The sequence below is a fragment of the uncultured Legionella sp. genome (assembly GCF_937871865.1).
Classification (GTDB): domain Bacteria; phylum Pseudomonadota; class Gammaproteobacteria; order Legionellales; family Legionellaceae; genus Legionella.
Genome location: NZ_CALMPD010000152.1, coordinates 36,278 through 52,834, shown reverse-complemented (window position 1 = coordinate 52,834; position 16,557 = coordinate 36,278). Strand labels below are relative to the sequence as shown.

Genomic DNA, 16,557 nt, shown 5'->3' with positions numbered 1-16,557 from the left:
TTGTTCTTTATCAGCTGGCTTAGGCTTTAATTCATTTAATGATAAAGGAAGATCCAGATCAGTTTTTATGGTTACCAGTTTTTTCGATAATGCGAGCTGGGGAATAAAATCGCGTAAATACTCACCTATTTTACCACCAATCTCATCGGCATTTTCTACCAGATTTTCAATAGTCTGGTATTGAGTCAGCCACTTAACGGCTGTTTTAGGACCGCATTTAGTCACGCCAGGTACGTTATCCACCGAATCGCCAACCAGGGTCAGGTAATCAATTATCTGTTCTGGAGTAACGCCGAATTTTTCTTTTACGCCATTAACATCCATGCTGTAATTATTCATGGTATTAATCAGGGATACATGCTGATTCACCAGCTGCGCCATATCTTTATCACCAGTTGAGATGACCACGGGTAAGCCTAATTCTGTTGCCTGTTTTGCCAAAGTACCAATCACATCATCCGCTTCAACGCCCTCTACAATGAGTAATGGCAAGCCCATGGCCTGCAAGAGTTGAATTAACGGTTGAAACTGTGAGCTTAGTTCCTGTGGCATGGGAGGGCGGTTGGCTTTATATTCCGGGTACCATTCATCTCTGAATGTTTTGCCTTTCGCATCAAATACTACGGCAAGTTCTTCTGGCTGATAATCCTTTATCAGTTTTTTAATCATATTGGCTACCCCATAGATGGCGCCAGTAGCTTGACCTTTAGAGTTTGTTAAGGGAGGCAATGCATGAAATGCCCGAAAAAAATAAGATGAGCCATCAATCAGAATTAATGGAGCGTTCATATTATTCCTCCTCTTGAATAGCTAATCGTTTCTTAATCAATGCAATCTGTTCCGTCAGTGACTTAATATTTTTACGCATTAAAGGAATTCGATTTACTGATAACTCATGTTTTATTGCCAGATCTTTTGGACGGGCAGGGCTGCCTAAATAAATCATTCCTTCTTTTAAATGCTTATTGGGCGGTACGCCAGTACGCGCTCCCAGAATGACTCCATCATCGATGCGCACATGATCGCTAACCCCAACATTGGCAGCGAATATGACGTTATTACCCGTGGTCGTGCTTCCAGCAACTCCTGTAAAACCACATAAAATGTTGTGTTTGCCCAATTTCACTGAATGTGCAACCTGAACCAGGTTATCAATCTTTGTTCCTTCCCCAATAACCGTTTCACCCATAGTGGCTCTATCTACTGCGGTATTTGCCCCAATTTCCACATCATCTCCGATGACTACCCGTCCAAGATGAGGTACTTTGAGATGCTGGCCGTCGACAAAGGTATAGCCAAATCCATCAGAGCCAATTACTGTCGACGCATGGATGGTGACTCCTGAGCCAATCTGGGTATTATCGTAAATCGTTACATGAGGATGTATGGTGGTATGTTCACCAATTACGACGTCATGACCAATATGAATGTGGCTTTTAAGAATGCTGTTTTTTCCTATAATGCTTCCGGATTCTATGACCACATAGGGGCCAATGAATACTTCTTCGCCTAATTGAACCCCTTCTCCTATAACCGCTGTCGGATGAATGCCGGCAATTGATTTTTTGGGAGGATTAAAATGATTAAGTAGTTGAATGAATGCCTTAAAGGGTTTCTTTACCTGAACCAGTGGTTTTTTACACTGGCTAACGGCCATTCCAACCAATATAGCTGCGGCTTCGGATTGTTCTGCCAATTTAATATTTTCTTCCCCCTCAGCAAATACTAATGACCCGGGCAAGATATTATCTATAGGCGATAATGTGGCAATTTTTATGGACGCATCGCCTATTACTACACCTTGAACCAGGTTTGCGATATCACTAAGTGAGGTATTCATTCATTGACCTTTTATATTCTGCAAAATAGGACGATTATATACCCCTTATTCTTCATTTTCGAGCGAATACGGATAAGAAATTAAAATCATGATGATGATAAAAAATCAGGGGGAGGATAAGCCTGCAGTTTGAATTTATGGGGGCATGATTCGGCAGCAAAAGAGATGGAAAATCATTGAAATATAATGTGTTTCAATAGAAAAAATAAATTAAATAAGGTATAAAAACAGGTAATAAATAGTTAAATAATTCGGGCTGTTACCAGAGCTTATCGGGACGGCTGATTTGAAATCAAAAGGATTATCTATGTTTAGGAAATTAGTACTTGCCGGGTTTGGTTCTCTTTTTGCACTGAATGCGTTTGCTCTAAATCCATTTTATGAAGAAGAAATTCCGATCCTCTGGTCGTCTATCATTACTTTAAGCGGCGGTCCTGCCTGGGCTTCACCAGGACAAAATCAATATCTTTATCCGCAACCTCTGCCTCAGTTTAATCATTATTCATATCATTCTCAAACCACTACTTTGGGCAGTGGCGAGCTCTTTTTTGGCCTGCAGCGTATGATTCAACCCAATATACTGGGGGAGCTGGGTCTTGGTGTTGCCGGAGCCGGTGAGGCCAAGGTGAGTGGGGTTGTCAATGTAAATGGTATTCCCGATGTACACTCCTTTGATTATAAAGTCAGCCATGCGCGTGTTGAAATGAAAGGTAAGCTTATTGGTGTTTCGTTTCAACCGGTTCAACCTTATCTAAGCGGCAGTTTCGGTGCTGGGTTTAACTCCTCTCATAGTTATAATACTCTTTCACGGCTGCCTTATGTGTATCCTTCTCCATGGTTTGCAGACAACACTACGGTTGCTTTTTCTTATACTCTTGGTGCAGGTTTACAAATGATGCTTGCCCCTCATTGGCAGATTGGCGTTGGGTATGAGTGGGCTGATTGGGGTAAGAGTTATTTGGGGGAGGATGGTTCAACTATTACTAAAGGCCCGCGTCTGACTCATCTGTATACCAATGAATTACTATTCAGCTTGAGTTATTTGTTTACTTAAGCCAAAGGTGTAAATCTACGATAATCGTCACTATCTGGGTTCAGAATCGACTGCTAACCAAGTTAAGAAAAGTACGTCATCCTGAGCATCGCGAAAGATCTCCTGAATCCGGGAGATCCTTCGTCGCTAGCTCCTCTGGATGACGTTACCCTAATGGCAGTGACTCTAAAAGCGCGTCATCCAGAGCGTAGCGAAGGATCTCCTGAATCCAGGGAGATCCTTTATCATTAGCTCATTCAAAATGATGGTGATGAATGGCCGTGGGAAGGGATCGGCAGCACAAACTCCCGCAGTTGATGCCATTACCTGACCGAATAAAATCTAAGTTAGCCTCTATATTTACGCAGTATTAATGCGGCGTTTGCACCACCAAAGGCAAAGTGATTAGATAAGGCAATTTCAATTGGTTTTGCCCGAGCTACATTAGCTACATAATCCAGATCGCAGGCCGGATCAGGGGTATGTAAATTGATAGTCGGTAACAACATTTCTTTTTGCAGACAGAGCGTAGTAGCAATAATTTCCATAGCGCCAGCGGCACCAATGGAATGTCCGGTCATGGATTTTTGGGCTGTAATAGGAATTTCATAGGCTTTTTTTCCAAACACTGATTTGATGGTTGCTGTTTCCGTGCTGTCATTTAATTGTGTGCCTGTGCCATGGGCATTGATGTAATGAACATCATTTATTGAAAGTCTGGCATCATTTAATGCTGCATTTATTGCTTTAGATTGCCCCTGAGAATTGGGAGCGGTGACATGAAAGGCATCGCAACTGGCACCAAAGCCAATAATTTCTGCAAGAATGTTCGCTCCTCTTGCCTTGGCTTGTTGCAGTTCTTCAAGTACTAAAATACCTGAGCCATCTGCCATAACCATACCGTCTCGATTCAGATCAAATGGGCGGCAGGCTTGTGATGGATGTTCATTGTTGGTCGACAGGACTCTTAATTTGCACCAGCCGGCCATTACTGATTCCCACACCAGTGATTCAGTACCGCCACAAAGCGCTGTAGACAAATTTCCCTGTGCTATTTGCTGGTATGCTGAGCCTATCGCTTCTCCTGAAGAAACACAGGCATTAGAAATGGTTGAATTAGGCCCGCCGATGCCAAACGCTATGGCAATATGGTTTGCTACTGAGTTAGGCATTCCTCTGATGACACTTAATGGAGGGATCTTTTTCCAGCTTTCAGTAAAAAATGCTTTATAGCCTACTTCCAGTTCAGGATGTCCTCCTAAGCTGGTGCCTATATAAGTTCCTGCATGGGCTAGCTCTTCGCAACCAAGACCTGCTTGTGAAATGGCGCTATGGGCACAATACAAAGCATACTGGGCAGCTTTAGGATAGCGTTTACTTTTATTAAATTCAGGCAAATGAGTTAGCGAAAGGTCAGTAATTTCACCAGCAATCTGAGTTGTGTATGGGGATGGATCATAGGATTGAATTCTTTTTATACCGCATTGTCCCTGGATTGCTGCATTCCAGAATTTATCAATTCCAGTTCCTATGGAGGACGTGATTTCCATGCCAGTAATAACAACCCTTTTTTTCATTAATGGTCCTTTTTATTTAACATAAAACGCCTTCCTGCAGGCAGACATCAGCAATACTAAAGGTGAGATTTAAATTATGTCAAGTTCTAATTAAGGTATGTCTTTGACCCAAGCCTAAACCTTGGTTTTTCGTATGTAGACACAAAGAACAAGTTGCAAACGTCATATCCAACAAGACGGCCCGTTGTGTAATAGTCCGTTAGAGATTCCGTTCACAAAACCTGGTTAGTCTGTAATTTTTGTATATTAATTTCCCAATAATCACAGGCGTTCTGAATAAGAAAACCAAGTCGGGAATAGAGGTTCAGCGCTTTTAGGTTGTGGGTTTCTACGTCAAGATTAAGATGCGGTTTACCCTCCATTAAAGCGAGGTTAATGCAATGAGTAATTAGTGTTGTTCCTAGCCCCTTGCCTTGATATGCGGGTAATATGGCAATATCAGAAAGAGAGGCCCCTTTATCCTGCCAGCGAAAGTGAGCTTTGCCTATTGGTTTGTTGTCTTTTATAACAATCAGGATCAGATATTCTCTGCCTTCAATTAAATGTTGGAGTCGTTCAATCGAGTCTATATGATGCTTGGGAAAACAGGCTTCATCGATGGCTTTTAGAACTGGAATGTCATCCATGGTTGCTTCACGAAAAGTCAACGAGTGATTTGTGGTAAGTAAGGGATTCAAGTCATCCCGCTCCATATAATATTCACTATGGAGGTAATTAAAGCCTTTCGTCAACAGCCATTGATCGTTCCGATGCGAGGGGCTGGAGAATATGAGTTTTTGAAACTCCTGGTATTCAACTAATGGCAGTATGTCGGCAATGAGTTTTCCCGCAATTCCTTGTTCGCGTTTGGCGGGATGGACCATCAATGCCACTTCAACCGCTGCATCATAAAAAAAATACACGCTTAAAAAACCAACGAGTTGCTGATCTTCATAATAGAGCAAGCTTGCTGGAAGGGATCGGGGTTGCGAGAGAATATGAGTGTACACATTGGGAACGCTCTTGTCCTCGGCTTTACAAAGAGCCATTAACGTTTCCAATTCTTTAAGCTGAATCTCATTTAATTGATTAGTGCTGGTAATCATGGTGATCTTTTATTTTTTAATACGGATTACTGTTAAGATTAGCGCGTTTTTAAGAAAAATGCTTATTTTTTAATAAAATGTTTATGAGAAATTCCGTGCAAATTCATTTCTTTAGCTGAATAATGCATCATATACCCATTCTAAAATGGGATATAAAAATAGAATAGGGAACCTATGTCAACAGCACTTATCTGGTTCAGACAGGATCTTCGATGTACTGATAATCCTGCATTAACTCAGGCATGTAACAACCATCAACGATTAATCCCCCTCTATATCAAGGAAAAAAATCCGGTTCTACCTATGGGGAAGGCACAACAATGGTGGTTGCATCATTCACTGCTTTCTTTGAACAATAGCCTCAACGAGGTACATCTGGATTTATGTTTGCGTGAGGCAGAACCACTGGTGCTGTTGCAAGAGTTAATTGCCCAATACCAGATTGAGGCGGTGTATTGGAATCGATGTTATGAGCCGGCTGTCAGTGCTCGTGATCAAATAATCAAAGCCCAATTAAAAGCCTTAGGCGTTAAAGTGATAAGCAGTAATGGTTCCTTGTTGCATGAGCCTTGGGAGGTGAGGAATCAAAGTGGCAACTATTTTAAAGTCTTTACTCCCTATTGGCGCCAATGCTTACGCCAAATACAGCTTAGACCCTTAATGAGTGTGGCGCAATGGCCGCTAAATTGTTCCGTTCCTTCTGATAATCTGGAAGAGTGGAACCTGCTGCCCCAAAAACCTGATTGGGCTTGGGAATTTCCCACTCATTGGCAACCTGGAGAACCAGGCGCTCGCGACAATCTGAATCATTTTATTGAAACAGGATTGCACTCATATAAACAATTGCGTAATGAACCTGCCTGCTCAGGTACTTCGTTATTATCACCTCATTTGCATTTTGGCGAACTAAGTCCACAGCAGATTTGGTTTGCTATCCAGCAGGCAATGGTGCAACCTGGTTGTGATCTCATTTCAGCGCAAACCTATTTGACGGAGCTTGGGTGGCGCGAGTTTTCTTATCAGTTGCTCTATCATTTTCCCCAATTAGATCAGACTAATTTTAAGTCTCAATTTGATGCTTTTCCCTGGCAGGAAGATGATGAGGCATTAAAATGCTGGCAACAAGGGCTTACCGGCTACCCCATTGTCGATGCCGGTATGCGCGAGTTATGGCGAACGGGATACATGCATAATCGGGTTCGCATGATAGTGGCTTCATTTTTGACTAAAGACTTAATGATTAACTGGCGACATGGAGCTGCCTGGTTTTGGGATACTTTAGTGGATGCTGATTTGGCGAATAATTCGGCCAGTTGGCAATGGGTTGCGGGTTCTGGAGCGGATGCCGCTCCTTATTACCGTATTTTTAATCCCATACTTCAGGGAGAAAAATTCGACCCCTTGGGGGAATACGTAAAACGATGGGTTCCCGAACTAAAAGATGTCGCTCCCAAATGGGTGCATCAACCCTGGACAGCTCCCAAGGAGGCTTTGTCTTTGGTTTTAGGAAAAGACTACCCTATGCCTATAGTGGATCATGGTATAGCGAGGCAAATCGCCTTAACTCGCTATAAAATGCTAAAAGTGCCAGTTGAGAAATGAGTGGTTTCTTTTCTGGTTTTTACACGGTTAAGTAAGGGAATTCTTCCTGGATTAGTTGCAGCGCTTTAGCCAGATGCTCTTTGCTTTTTATTATCAATAAAAGAGTATCATCACCGGCAATAGTTCCAATAATGCCTGAATCTTTATGTTCGAAGGAAAGCGCTTCAACGTATTTGTGATCGAGAAAATAACCCAGACCGTTAGCATTTCCGGGTTCTGTATGTAACACAATGAGGCCAAATTCAGACACACTGATACTTAATACCATGGGTACATTCGACATTTTGAAATCAACAATTTTATAGATCCCGGAAACTTTAGCGATGTTGAGCTTTTTTAAGCGGCGCGATAATGTGGCTTGGGGGACTTCATATCCTTTTTCTTTCAAATACTGCTGTAATTCCATTTGTTCTGCAATTTTATTTCCTTGAATAATATTTAAAATAAATCCGTCAAGTACGTTATCCCGCGACATAAAATTCCTCGTTAAGAATGAATACAAAATCAAATAAGTTGAAATTATATCCATTTGATCTTGACATAGCAACTCGAGATCAATATAGCGAATAAATGAATAAAAAATGGATATATATTTAATATGAGCAAATTATTTATCAGTTGCTTGGTATCTTTAATTCTTTTTTTATCAGGGTGTAGCGAAGATAAAAACACAAAAACCTTCCATTTCGCGACCTCTGCAGAATATCCACCTTTTGAATATTCTGAACATGGAGAAATAAAGGGGTTTGATATCGACTTAGCACGAATGGTGGCAAAAAAACTCGGCAGAAAAGCGGTGTTTCACAACATGCAATTCAGCAGTATTTTGCCGGCTGTTCTATCAGGACAGGTGGATATGGCGATATCAACCATTACTATTACAACAGCGCGTCAAAAAAATATGGATTTCAGTAGTCCTTATTATTTTGAAGGCATAGCTGCTGTATTTAAAGAAGAGAATCCTGCCAATTCATTCGCAGCGCTAAAGAATAAAAAAATTGCTTGTCAATTAGGAACTACTATGGAGCTCTGGGTGAAAAAACAAGTGCCAACTGCTGAGCTTACTCTTCTGGACAATAACAATCAGGCTATAGAAGCATTAAAGGCAGGGCATGTCGATGCGGTGATTCTGGATGGGGCTCAAACACCTGTTTTTAGTAAGAAAAATCATGGTCTTTCTTATGCCTTAATTGCCAAGGCGGAAGATGGCTACGGAATTGCCTTACAAAAAAATGCAACGCTAACTGCTGAAATTAATCTGGCGTTAAAGAGCCTTGAAGCAACAGGCGAGATACAAAAATTACAGAATAAATGGCTGGAGAATAACCAATGGAACAAATAACCGAATATTTCTTGTTTATTGGTTCAGGAATTTTTCTTACTTTAAAGCTGTTAGTAGGTGGAATGTGTACCGGATTTATTCTGGGGGTGGGATTGGCCATTCTAAGATATCAAAATAGTGCCAAAGGAATAATTAATCAGTTCATTTCGATAATAAGAGGCACTCCTGTTATTTTGCAATTGAGCTTTATCTATTTTTCCTTACCAGGGTTAACTGGAATCAGGCCTGACATCCTGACAGCAGGCATCATCACTTTTGGTTTGAACAGCTCAGCCTACATTGCTGAAATTTTAAGATCAGGCATCGAGCAATTACCCAAAGGTCAGTTTGAGGCAGCAGCCACATTACAGATATCCAGTTTCTATTTATGGAAAGACATTATTTTGCCACAGGTAATAAAAAATATTCTGCCAGCCCTTATTAATGAAACCATCGCTTTGGCAAAGGAAACAGCCTTGATATCTACTATAGGAGGGATGGACTTAATGCGGAAGGCGCAAGCAACAGCATCAGAACATTTCACCTATTTTTTGCCCTTATGTATTACGGGTTGTTATTACTATGCCTTGGTTTTATTCATTGAGTATCTGGGAAAACACATTGCCAAAGGAGATGCCCATGTTAACTGTAACTAAAGCGTGTAAACAATTTGGGGAGACGGTAGTTTTGCATCATATTAATCTGCATCTGGAGCCTAATACTATTCTAGGTCTCGCAGGTCCATCTGGTAGTGGAAAATCTACTTTTTTAAGATGCATTCAACAATTGGATAGCTTGAGTTCAGGAGTCATTCACGTAGATGGCGCCTGTGGTTTTATGTTTCAGGATTTTCAATTGTTTCCTCACATGACCGTACTCAAAAATCTGATTTATGCGCCAGGATTACACCAAAAAAACAAAAGCCATCATGAAGAAGCAACCAGTCTATTAGAGGCTTTAGGTATCGCGGATAAAGCAGACGCTTATCCGCACCAACTATCTGGTGGACAAAAGCAACGTGTGGCCTTGGCACGAAGTTTAATGATGAAACCCGCATTACTGCTCTGTGATGAACCCACATCGGGTTTGGATCCTGCCATGACGGAAGACGTACTTTGCCTGCTTAAGAAAGTGAATGCCATGGGAGTCACCATGATCATCACTTCTCATGATCTGGAGTTTTTAACTCGCATTACTGACCGGCTGTTGGTCCTTAAAGACGGAGCACTGGTTGCAGATATTAATCCAGCAGAATTGGAACATCCCGTTCACCATATGAAACATATACTATCAGGAGTTAATGATGACAGCAGAAATTAAAAAGATTATTTTGGCCTATTCAGGTGGTTTGGATACTTCGGTAATGATTCCCTGGCTCAAAGAACACTATCAGCATGCTGAAATTATCGCGGTCATTTGTGATTTGGGACAAAAGGAAGATTTGGCTGCTATTAAAGATAAGGCCATAAAAAGCGGGGCGATTAAGGCTTACCTTCTTGATGTCCAGCATGAATTTGTTACTGACTATCTTTGGCCATTGGTTCAATCCGGAGCCCTGTATGAGGGGCAATATATTTTAGGCACTATTTCAAGGCCATTAATTGCGCAAAAACTGGTTGAAATTGCCTTGCTTGAACAGGCAGATGCTATTGCTCATGGAGCTACCGGTAAGGGAAATGATCAGGTGCGTTTTGAATATACGATTAAGGCTCTTGTCCCTAAGCTGCAAATTATTGCTCCTTGGCGAAGTTGGGAAATCAAATCCCGACAACAGGCCATTGATTACGCCATTTTGCATGATATCGAGATACCAGTAACGCCAAAATCACCTTATTCCCGCGATCAGAATATTTGGTATCTTTCTCACGAAGGAGGTGTTTTAGAAGATCCCGCTCAGGAGCAGCCGGATGATTTGTTATTAATGACAAATCCTATCGAACAAACACCTGATGCGCCGGAATATATTACTATCGGTTTTCAACAGGGCATTCCGGTAGCAATAAACGACATCAGTCTGAATCCTGTTGAGCTGCTCAATACCCTCAATCATAAGGCAGGCTTACATGGGATTGGTGTTGCTGATATTGTGGAAAATCGTTTAGTCGGGATGAAAATAAGAGGCGTATATGAGGCTCCCGCTGCGGCAGTGCTGTATAAAGCACACCATCTTCTGGAAAGTCTTTGTCTTGATAGAGCAACCATGCATTTGAAACATTCTTTGCTGGGAGAGTATGCCAATCTGGTTTATGAAGGCCGTTGGTTTAGTCAAACCAAAAAAGCGCTGGATGCATTGATTCATGTGACTCAGCAACATATTACCGGCACGGTAAAGCTCAAGCTTTTTAAAGGAAACATTATATCCTGCGGCATGCACTCGCCCTTTAGTTTGCATCAGCCAGCCCTTGCTACGTTTGAAGAGGACTCTGTATACAACCAGCATGATGCGGAAGGATTTATTAATTTATTTTCCCTGCCGGCAAAAGTATATGGCATGGTACATAAAGGAGAATATGATGGGCAATAAAACCTGGGGAGGACGATTTAAAAAAGCGCTGGATCCTTTAGCAAAACAATTTAATGCGTCTTTAGCTTTTGATCATGTACTGTATGCTTATGATATTTTGGGAAGCCAGACTCATGCCAGAATGCTTGCCCGTCAGGGAATTCTTAGCCTTGACGAGTCCGAGGCAATTGTTAGTGCATTGGAAGAGATTAAAAATGAATTAGCACAAGGGCAGCATGTTCTGGATGATGGCTTTGAAGACATTCATATGCTCATTGAACACGTGCTCATTGCTAAAGTCGGGGAGACAGGAAAAAAACTGCATACCGGGCGCAGTCGTAATGATCAGGTGGCTCTCGACCTAAGGCTTTATACTCGAGAAGTTGCTTCAAATATAATAAGCATGCTGCATATGCTAAGAGATGTATTGCACCAACTGGCAGTGAAACATGCTGATGATCCTATGCCGGGCTATACTCATTTGCAGCAGGCTCAGCCTATCTTTTTGGGATGGGTGTTTGATGCTTATCTTTCCATGCTGGTGAGAGACATTAGTCGTTTTGAAGACATGCGACAACGCATGAATTTTTCCCCTTTGGGAGCTGGAGCGCTAGCAGGGAGCAGTTTGCCTCTGGACCGAAACTGGGTTGCACAAACATTGGGTTTCAGTGGCATTATAAACAATACCCTGGATGCGGTCAGTGATAGAGATTTTATCATGGAATTTTGCAGTGCTGCCTCCATTCTTATGGTGCATCTGTCTCGATTAGCGGAAGATCTGATTCTTTGGGCAACCCAGGAATTTGGTTTTATAACTTTAGATGATGCTTTTGCTACCGGCTCTTCTTTAATGCCCAATAAGAAAAATCCGGATATTCTGGAGTTGGTACGAGGTAAATCAGGGCGAGTATTTGGTCATCTTTTAGGTGTCTTGACCGTGTTAAAAGGCTTACCTCTTGCATACAATAAAGACATGCAGGAAGACAAGGAAGGTTTGTTTGATACGGTTAACACCTTAATTTCCTGCCTTGGCATCTTACCGCCATTTTTAGAGAGCCTGCAGTTTAATACGGAACTCATGGCGTTGAAAGCAAACAGCGGATTTCTTAATGCTACAGCAATGCTGGAGGCTTTAATTCTTCAGGGAGTGCCTTTTCGAGACGCGCATCATCAAGTGGGGCAGATGGTGGCTGAAGCGATGGAGAAGGGCTGTGTGCTTGCCGATTTAAATCCCAATGTGTTGCCTCTCATGAATAGCCGCCCTCGAGAACCCAAAAAGACAGCCGTTCCAAGTCATGTATTAACGGGTAGCGAGTTGAATGCTCAGGATATTGTGCATCTTCTTGGTCTGGCGGGCAGAATCAAAACTAATCCTGCGGACTATGCAAAAAAGTTACTGGGAAAAAACCTGGCTCTGATTTTTGAAAAGCCATCTTTTCGTACGCGTTTGAGTTTTACTCTGGCTATAGAAAATATGGGGGGAAGTGCAATTGAAAGCATCAGCACGAGCAGAAAACACGAAGAACCTCGCGATCTGATTCGTGTATTAAATGGTTATTGTGACTACGTTATGGTGAGGACTCATGATGATGCCGGTCTGCAAGAGATGGTACATTATGCAAAAATGCCGGTGATTAATGGCTTGTCTGCTTTATACCACCCTTGTCAGGTACTCGCCGATTTATTATCCCTGCAAGAGCGTTTTGGGGGGATAGATGGATTAACGATTGCTTATATAGGCGATGGTAATAATGTCCTTCATAGTTTAATGCTGATGGCGCCTTTGGTTGGTGTTCGGGTCAATTATTGCTGCCCGCCATCGCATCAGCCGAATGATGAAGTGCTAAATCAATGCAGCAGCTTGAATCATCTGATGATAGTTTCCTATGCTACTCCTGAGTCAGCGGTGCACAATGCCGATGCGGTCTATACCGATGTGTGGACCAGTATGGATTTTGAGGGACATCATGCGGAGGAGGAATTTGCAGGATTTCAGGTGAATGAGTCGTTAATGGCTCAGGCAAAGCCGGAGGCGGTGTTTATGCATTGTATGCCTATGGTTAGAGGTGAGGAAGTGTCTCACTCATTACCTGACAGCCCGTGTTCGATCATTTTCGCGCAAAGTGAAAACCGTTTGCATGTACAAAAAGCACTTTTATTGTTTTTAACTGGCATTAGCTGATGAGAAAAAACATCACAAAAACCAGGCTTAAAATAACAATTAATGGGTTCAATTTTTGCCGAGTAAAAAGCTTCAACAGAGTATAAAGAATGATTCCTCCACCAATACCATTGGCAATGGAGCCGGTGAAGGGGATCATCATAATCGTCAGCATGCATGGTGCTGTTTCACTGATATCAGGCAGTTTCATATCGCTAAGATGCTTCATCATGCAGCATGCTACATAGAGTAATGCTGGTCCAACAGCAAAGCCTGGAATCATTTTGGCAAGAGGGAAGAAAAAGAGCATTAAAATAAAGCCTGCGGCGATTACCAGCGCAGTTAATCCGGTGCGGCCTCCGGCCTCTATTCCGGTGGCTGATTCAATATAGGGCGAGGTGCTTGCTGAACCGAGCAGCCCTGCCAAAGTAGATGCGGCAGCATCTGCCGTTAAACTGTAGCTAAGGCGCCTTGGATAATCGTTCTCTTGTTTAAATACCGTAGGATTTAGCAGGCCAATTAATGTTCCTGTTGCATCAAAAATAGCAATCAGGAAAAAAGTAAAGATGGCCTTTAAGGAGGCCATACTGGTGAGGCCGGAAAAATCAAGTTGCAAAAAAGTAGGCGCCATTGACGGTGGCATAGCAACCAGACCTTGCCAGGCTGAGAGGCCAAAAATAAGGCTAAGTATGGTGATGCTTAATATACCAATAATAATAGCTCCGGGTATGCGAAAATAATCCAGCCCCAGGATCAATAAAAAACCGAGAAAAAATAAGCCGGTCTCAGGGCGGTTGAGATCACCCAGGCGCATTAAGCTGTGTGGGTCATCGATGATGATTTGATTCGTTTGCAGGGCGATGAGCGCTATGAGTAAACTGATGCCAATTAAAATGGCTATCTGTAAATTATAAGGAATGGCTTCTATTAACAAACGGCGCAGACTGGTCAGGGTGACGATGAAAAATAATAATCCAGAAATAAACACCATGGCTAAAGCATGTTGCCAATCAATGCCCAGCGCTTGTACTACACTGTAAGAAAAATAAATATTTAAGGCCATGCCAGGAGCAACACCTATAGGTGTATTTGCCATAATGCCAGTCAGCGCACAGGCAAAGGCAGTAACGAGACAGGTGGCGGTAAATACCGCTCCTTGATCCATGCCTGCATCATGTAAAATGGTTGGGTTAACAAAAGCAATATAAACCATGGTTAGAAAGGTGGTGATCCCTGCCAGGATTTCTGTTCTTAAGGTTGTGCCTTTCAAAAAATAGTTCTTGAGATTAATCATTGAGAAGAAATTGATGGGGAGGAAAGGTTTATGCTACACAAAGACAGCGCTTTAATGCAACTGAAAGGTAAATTTTAAATTCAGTCCTTTAATTGGCGTTTGAGGCATCGTCAGGTTTATTTTTGTTTACACCGTACTTTAGAAGGCATTCCTAATTTCAAAAGACTAAAGAAATTTGAGAATAAGCTGCGGTATCGATTTTTTGCGCCTAAAATTCAATAGGCGCTCTTTTTGCGCTAGTACAAGTTAAAGGGCTGTACCGTTTTAAAGCATAACCCTGAATTATCCGGAAAAAACGCCATCGACACAGATTAAATATTGCGTGTTATTGGGAGCTGCAGAGGTCAAATTAGGTAATGCAAAGTTAGTAGTACCATTTCCTCCGAAACTCGTTCCAATTAGACTATAAAGTGCACTGTATGGAGCTATTGTAAGTAGCCTGCCATCCGCGGGAAGATAATTTGTAGGATATTTTGCCAAAGCACTCAGTAGGATAGTTCCTAGGGTACATTCAGACGCAGTCCCAAACCCTGCGTTAAAAGAGCGCGTGTTCGTGCCAAAAATACCTGCATTGCCGGTCGCTCCGGTCGCTCCAGTTGCTCCAGTTGCTCCAGTTGCTCCATCAATACCATCATTACCTGTTGCTCCCGTAGCCCCTGTTGCGCCAGTTGGTCCCTGCATCCCTTTTAGCACATTAATTTGTGCCTGTAACCCATGGTCTTGACGATCTACGTATTCTTTAGTTGCGGGATTAAGATCTCCTGCATAGACCTGATTGGTGGTTATCAACGTCATCCAAACGGGCAACGTATGATAAAATTTTGGTCTTGATTTATTGGGGGTCTTTTTTTTCATAAAAGTTCCTTTTCTTTGCTGTTGACAGTTTTATTTGATATTAAATCATTTCGAATTTAGGGTTTGTTGTTGGTACAGTTTCAAATTATTTTTCAAATGCTCCATATGCGGATGTGCTTTCAAGGCTAATCGGGTTGCTTGTTCACCAAGAGCATATTCTCCCATATACCAGGCGCATCGGCTCATGATTTCATAACGAGTATATTGATAAGCCTCTTTATCCACAAAGAGTAAATCATTTTTGGGGTATGGAATATAATACGCATACCCAATAAATAAATAGCATGCCTGAATATTGTCAGGCCAGTAATGATTCGCAATTTTAATCAGAGGTTCAATCCGGTGTGGTCTTAGAGCAAACGCTTTTAAAAGATGATCCATTGCAATCCCCCACTGTGAGGGCGACTGAGTCGACTTTCGTTCTGCTAGACCACCTAAGCGCAGGAGAGTGATGAAATTTTCCTCATCCCAACCATTCAGTTGAGCGCGCTTTTGATAAAATTGATACGCATTGTCAAAATCATTTAAACATTCATAGGTTTGAGCCAAATAAAAGACAGTTCGCGGGTCTGTCGGGTTCTCATGATACGCTTTAGATAATAATTCTAAATCTTGATGCCAGCGCTGATTGCTTTTTTCTATGCCTTGGGCTGAAGCCTTCACTTCGAAGTAGACTTTAGCGGGTGCTTTAACCGAAGCAATGTCACATGGTACTTCATGAACTACTCCTTTAAAACGGATATGACTTGCGGTTCTAAATAGCCTGGCAGTGGCAAACTCCATAGTATTCATTTTGATATTAATGAGATACAGTGGTGTTTGCTTGTATTGTTCTTGCATACAAAACTTAATAAGCGCTTCGCCATGATGCAGGTGCCACTCTGCATCAGGCATCAGTAAAAATGGCGTGTTAGGAAAGTGCTGCTCCGCTAACTCAAGTGTACGATTGCGAGAGGCTGAAAAATTAATGAACTCTTCTTGTTTGATGTGACCATCGAGTTGATGATGTGCAAAAAATTCTTGCGCAAGCTCAATCGTATTATCACTTGAGCCTGTGTCTAAAATAAAAAAATGAGACAGGCCTTCTTGATGTAAGGAGGATAAGGTTGATTGGATGGAGGATGCTTCGTTTTTGACCATTAAGGCAACTGCGATTAAAGCGGTTGAGCCGTAGGGTTGGTTTTTCATATACAATCCTTATTGCACCGCGAACACCAGGCTGAATAATCTGCCTTGTTGTATTGGAATAGTAGAAACGGAGGCTCAGGGCTCAAGGGGCACTCTAA

At 42.1% G+C, this 16,557-nt stretch carries 15 protein-coding genes and 1 pseudogene; 8 read left to right on the top strand and 8 right to left on the bottom strand.

Going from position 1 to position 16,557, the window contains the following annotated elements:
* Both Q0495_RS08420 and lpxD read right to left on the bottom strand, forming a co-directional pair.
* On the bottom strand, positions 1–789 hold a 789-nt coding region (locus tag Q0495_RS08420; RefSeq protein WP_298624943.1), incomplete at its 3' end, for a 5'-3' exonuclease H3TH domain-containing protein.
* Between the two features lies 1 nt (position 790).
* Positions 791–1,840 carry a UDP-3-O-(3-hydroxymyristoyl)glucosamine N-acyltransferase gene (gene lpxD, locus Q0495_RS08415; RefSeq protein WP_298624941.1) on the bottom strand — a complete coding sequence of 350 codons (1,050 nt, stop codon included), beginning with the start codon at positions 1,838–1,840 and terminating at the stop codon, positions 791–793.
* 307 nt (positions 1,841–2,147) lie between these two features.
* On the opposite strand from lpxD, the gene Q0495_RS08410 reads away from it, so the two are divergent.
* Entirely contained in the window at positions 2,148–2,894 is a 747-nt protein-coding gene (locus tag Q0495_RS08410; protein ID WP_298624939.1) for an outer membrane beta-barrel protein, read from the top strand.
* A gap of 326 nt (positions 2,895–3,220) precedes the next feature.
* On the opposite strand, the gene Q0495_RS08405 is transcribed toward Q0495_RS08410, so the two are convergent.
* Positions 3,221–4,450 carry a beta-ketoacyl synthase gene (locus Q0495_RS08405; RefSeq protein WP_298624937.1) on the bottom strand — a complete coding sequence of 410 codons (1,230 nt, stop codon included), beginning with the start codon at positions 4,448–4,450 and terminating at the stop codon, positions 3,221–3,223.
* A gap of 212 nt (positions 4,451–4,662) precedes the next feature.
* Positions 4,663–5,535, bottom strand: coding sequence for a GNAT family N-acetyltransferase (locus Q0495_RS08400; RefSeq protein WP_298624935.1), 873 nt, complete (start codon positions 5,533–5,535; stop codon positions 4,663–4,665).
* A gap of 174 nt (positions 5,536–5,709) precedes the next feature.
* On the opposite strand from Q0495_RS08400, the gene Q0495_RS08395 reads away from it, so the two are divergent.
* Complete coding sequence (locus Q0495_RS08395; RefSeq protein WP_298624933.1) at positions 5,710–7,137, top strand: deoxyribodipyrimidine photo-lyase; 1,428 nt, start codon at positions 5,710–5,712, stop codon at positions 7,135–7,137.
* A gap of 19 nt (positions 7,138–7,156) precedes the next feature.
* Here Q0495_RS08395 and Q0495_RS08390 read toward each other — a convergent pair whose 3' ends face one another.
* On the bottom strand, positions 7,157–7,612 hold the full coding sequence (locus tag Q0495_RS08390) for an ArgR family transcriptional regulator (protein WP_298624932.1): 456 nt from the start codon (positions 7,610–7,612) through the stop codon (positions 7,157–7,159).
* Between the two features lie 123 nt (positions 7,613–7,735).
* Between Q0495_RS08390 and Q0495_RS08385 the strand changes: the two genes are divergently transcribed.
* From Q0495_RS08385 to argF, 6 genes and pseudogenes are all read left to right on the top strand, one after another.
* Positions 7,736–8,479, top strand: coding sequence for an ABC transporter substrate-binding protein (locus Q0495_RS08385; RefSeq protein WP_298624931.1), 744 nt, complete (start codon positions 7,736–7,738; stop codon positions 8,477–8,479).
* Positions 8,467–9,114, top strand: a complete 648-nt coding sequence (locus Q0495_RS08380) for an amino acid ABC transporter permease (protein ID WP_298624929.1) — start codon at positions 8,467–8,469, stop codon at positions 9,112–9,114. The genes Q0495_RS08385 and Q0495_RS08380 overlap by 13 nt, the downstream gene beginning before the upstream one ends.
* Complete coding sequence (locus Q0495_RS08375) at positions 9,098–9,778, top strand: amino acid ABC transporter ATP-binding protein (protein ID WP_298624927.1); 681 nt, start codon at positions 9,098–9,100, stop codon at positions 9,776–9,778. The genes Q0495_RS08380 and Q0495_RS08375 overlap by 17 nt, the downstream gene beginning before the upstream one ends.
* A complete protein-coding gene (locus Q0495_RS08370) occupies positions 9,762–10,982 on the top strand; it encodes an argininosuccinate synthase (protein WP_298624949.1) in 1,221 nt (406 codons plus the stop codon). The genes Q0495_RS08375 and Q0495_RS08370 overlap by 17 nt, the downstream gene beginning before the upstream one ends.
* Positions 10,972–12,204: pseudogene (argH, locus tag Q0495_RS16825) on the top strand (argininosuccinate lyase); the annotation flags it as partial. The gene Q0495_RS08370 and the pseudogene argH, both read left to right, overlap by 11 nt.
* Positions 12,205–12,210: 6 nt before the next feature.
* Complete coding sequence (gene argF / locus Q0495_RS16820; protein WP_367274399.1) at positions 12,211–13,143, top strand: ornithine carbamoyltransferase; 933 nt, start codon at positions 12,211–12,213, stop codon at positions 13,141–13,143.
* Here argF and Q0495_RS08360 read toward each other — a convergent pair.
* The 3 genes from Q0495_RS08360 to Q0495_RS08350 all read right to left on the bottom strand — a co-directional run bounded on the left by Q0495_RS08360 (position 13,136) and on the right by Q0495_RS08350 (position 16,459).
* Positions 13,136–14,416, bottom strand: coding sequence for an NCS2 family permease (locus tag Q0495_RS08360; RefSeq protein ID WP_298624924.1), 1,281 nt, complete (start codon positions 14,414–14,416; stop codon positions 13,136–13,138). The genes argF and Q0495_RS08360 overlap by 8 nt on opposite strands.
* A 282-nt stretch (positions 14,417–14,698) precedes the next feature.
* A complete protein-coding gene (locus Q0495_RS08355) occupies positions 14,699–15,271 on the bottom strand; it encodes a phage tail protein (protein WP_298624922.1) in 573 nt (190 codons plus the stop codon).
* Between the two features lie 45 nt (positions 15,272–15,316).
* Positions 15,317–16,459 carry a hypothetical protein gene (locus tag Q0495_RS08350; RefSeq protein ID WP_298624921.1) on the bottom strand — a complete coding sequence of 381 codons (1,143 nt, stop codon included), beginning with the start codon at positions 16,457–16,459 and terminating at the stop codon, positions 15,317–15,319.
* Between the last annotated feature and the right edge of the window lie 98 nt (positions 16,460–16,557).

Bases quoted from the DNA above. Each gene is read 5' to 3' on its own strand.
- lpxD (WP_298624941.1), bottom strand. From the start codon at position 1,840: ATGAATACCTCACTTAGTGATATCGCAAACCTGGTTCAAGGTGTAGTA.
- Q0495_RS08410 (WP_298624939.1), top strand. From the start codon at position 2,148: ATGTTTAGGAAATTAGTACTTGCCGGGTTTGGTTCTCTTTTTGCACTG.
- Q0495_RS08405 (WP_298624937.1), bottom strand. From the start codon at position 4,450: ATGAAAAAAAGGGTTGTTATTACTGGCATGGAAATCACGTCCTCCATA.
- Q0495_RS08400 (WP_298624935.1), bottom strand. From the start codon at position 5,535: ATGATTACCAGCACTAATCAATTAAATGAGATTCAGCTTAAAGAATTG.
- Q0495_RS08395 (WP_298624933.1), top strand. From the start codon at position 5,710: ATGTCAACAGCACTTATCTGGTTCAGACAGGATCTTCGATGTACTGAT.
- Q0495_RS08390 (WP_298624932.1), bottom strand. From the start codon at position 7,612: ATGTCGCGGGATAACGTACTTGACGGATTTATTTTAAATATTATTCAA.
- Q0495_RS08385 (WP_298624931.1), top strand. From the start codon at position 7,736: ATGAGCAAATTATTTATCAGTTGCTTGGTATCTTTAATTCTTTTTTTA.
- Q0495_RS08380 (WP_298624929.1), top strand. From the start codon at position 8,467: ATGGAACAAATAACCGAATATTTCTTGTTTATTGGTTCAGGAATTTTT.
- Q0495_RS08375 (WP_298624927.1), top strand. From the start codon at position 9,098: ATGTTAACTGTAACTAAAGCGTGTAAACAATTTGGGGAGACGGTAGTT.
- Q0495_RS08370 (WP_298624949.1), top strand. From the start codon at position 9,762: ATGACAGCAGAAATTAAAAAGATTATTTTGGCCTATTCAGGTGGTTTG.
- argF (WP_367274399.1), top strand. From the start codon at position 12,211: ATGAATAGCCGCCCTCGAGAACCCAAAAAGACAGCCGTTCCAAGTCAT.
- Q0495_RS08360 (WP_298624924.1), bottom strand. From the start codon at position 14,416: ATGATTAATCTCAAGAACTATTTTTTGAAAGGCACAACCTTAAGAACA.
- Q0495_RS08355 (WP_298624922.1), bottom strand. From the start codon at position 15,271: ATGAAAAAAAAGACCCCCAATAAATCAAGACCAAAATTTTATCATACG.
- Q0495_RS08350 (WP_298624921.1), bottom strand. From the start codon at position 16,459: ATGAAAAACCAACCCTACGGCTCAACCGCTTTAATCGCAGTTGCCTTA.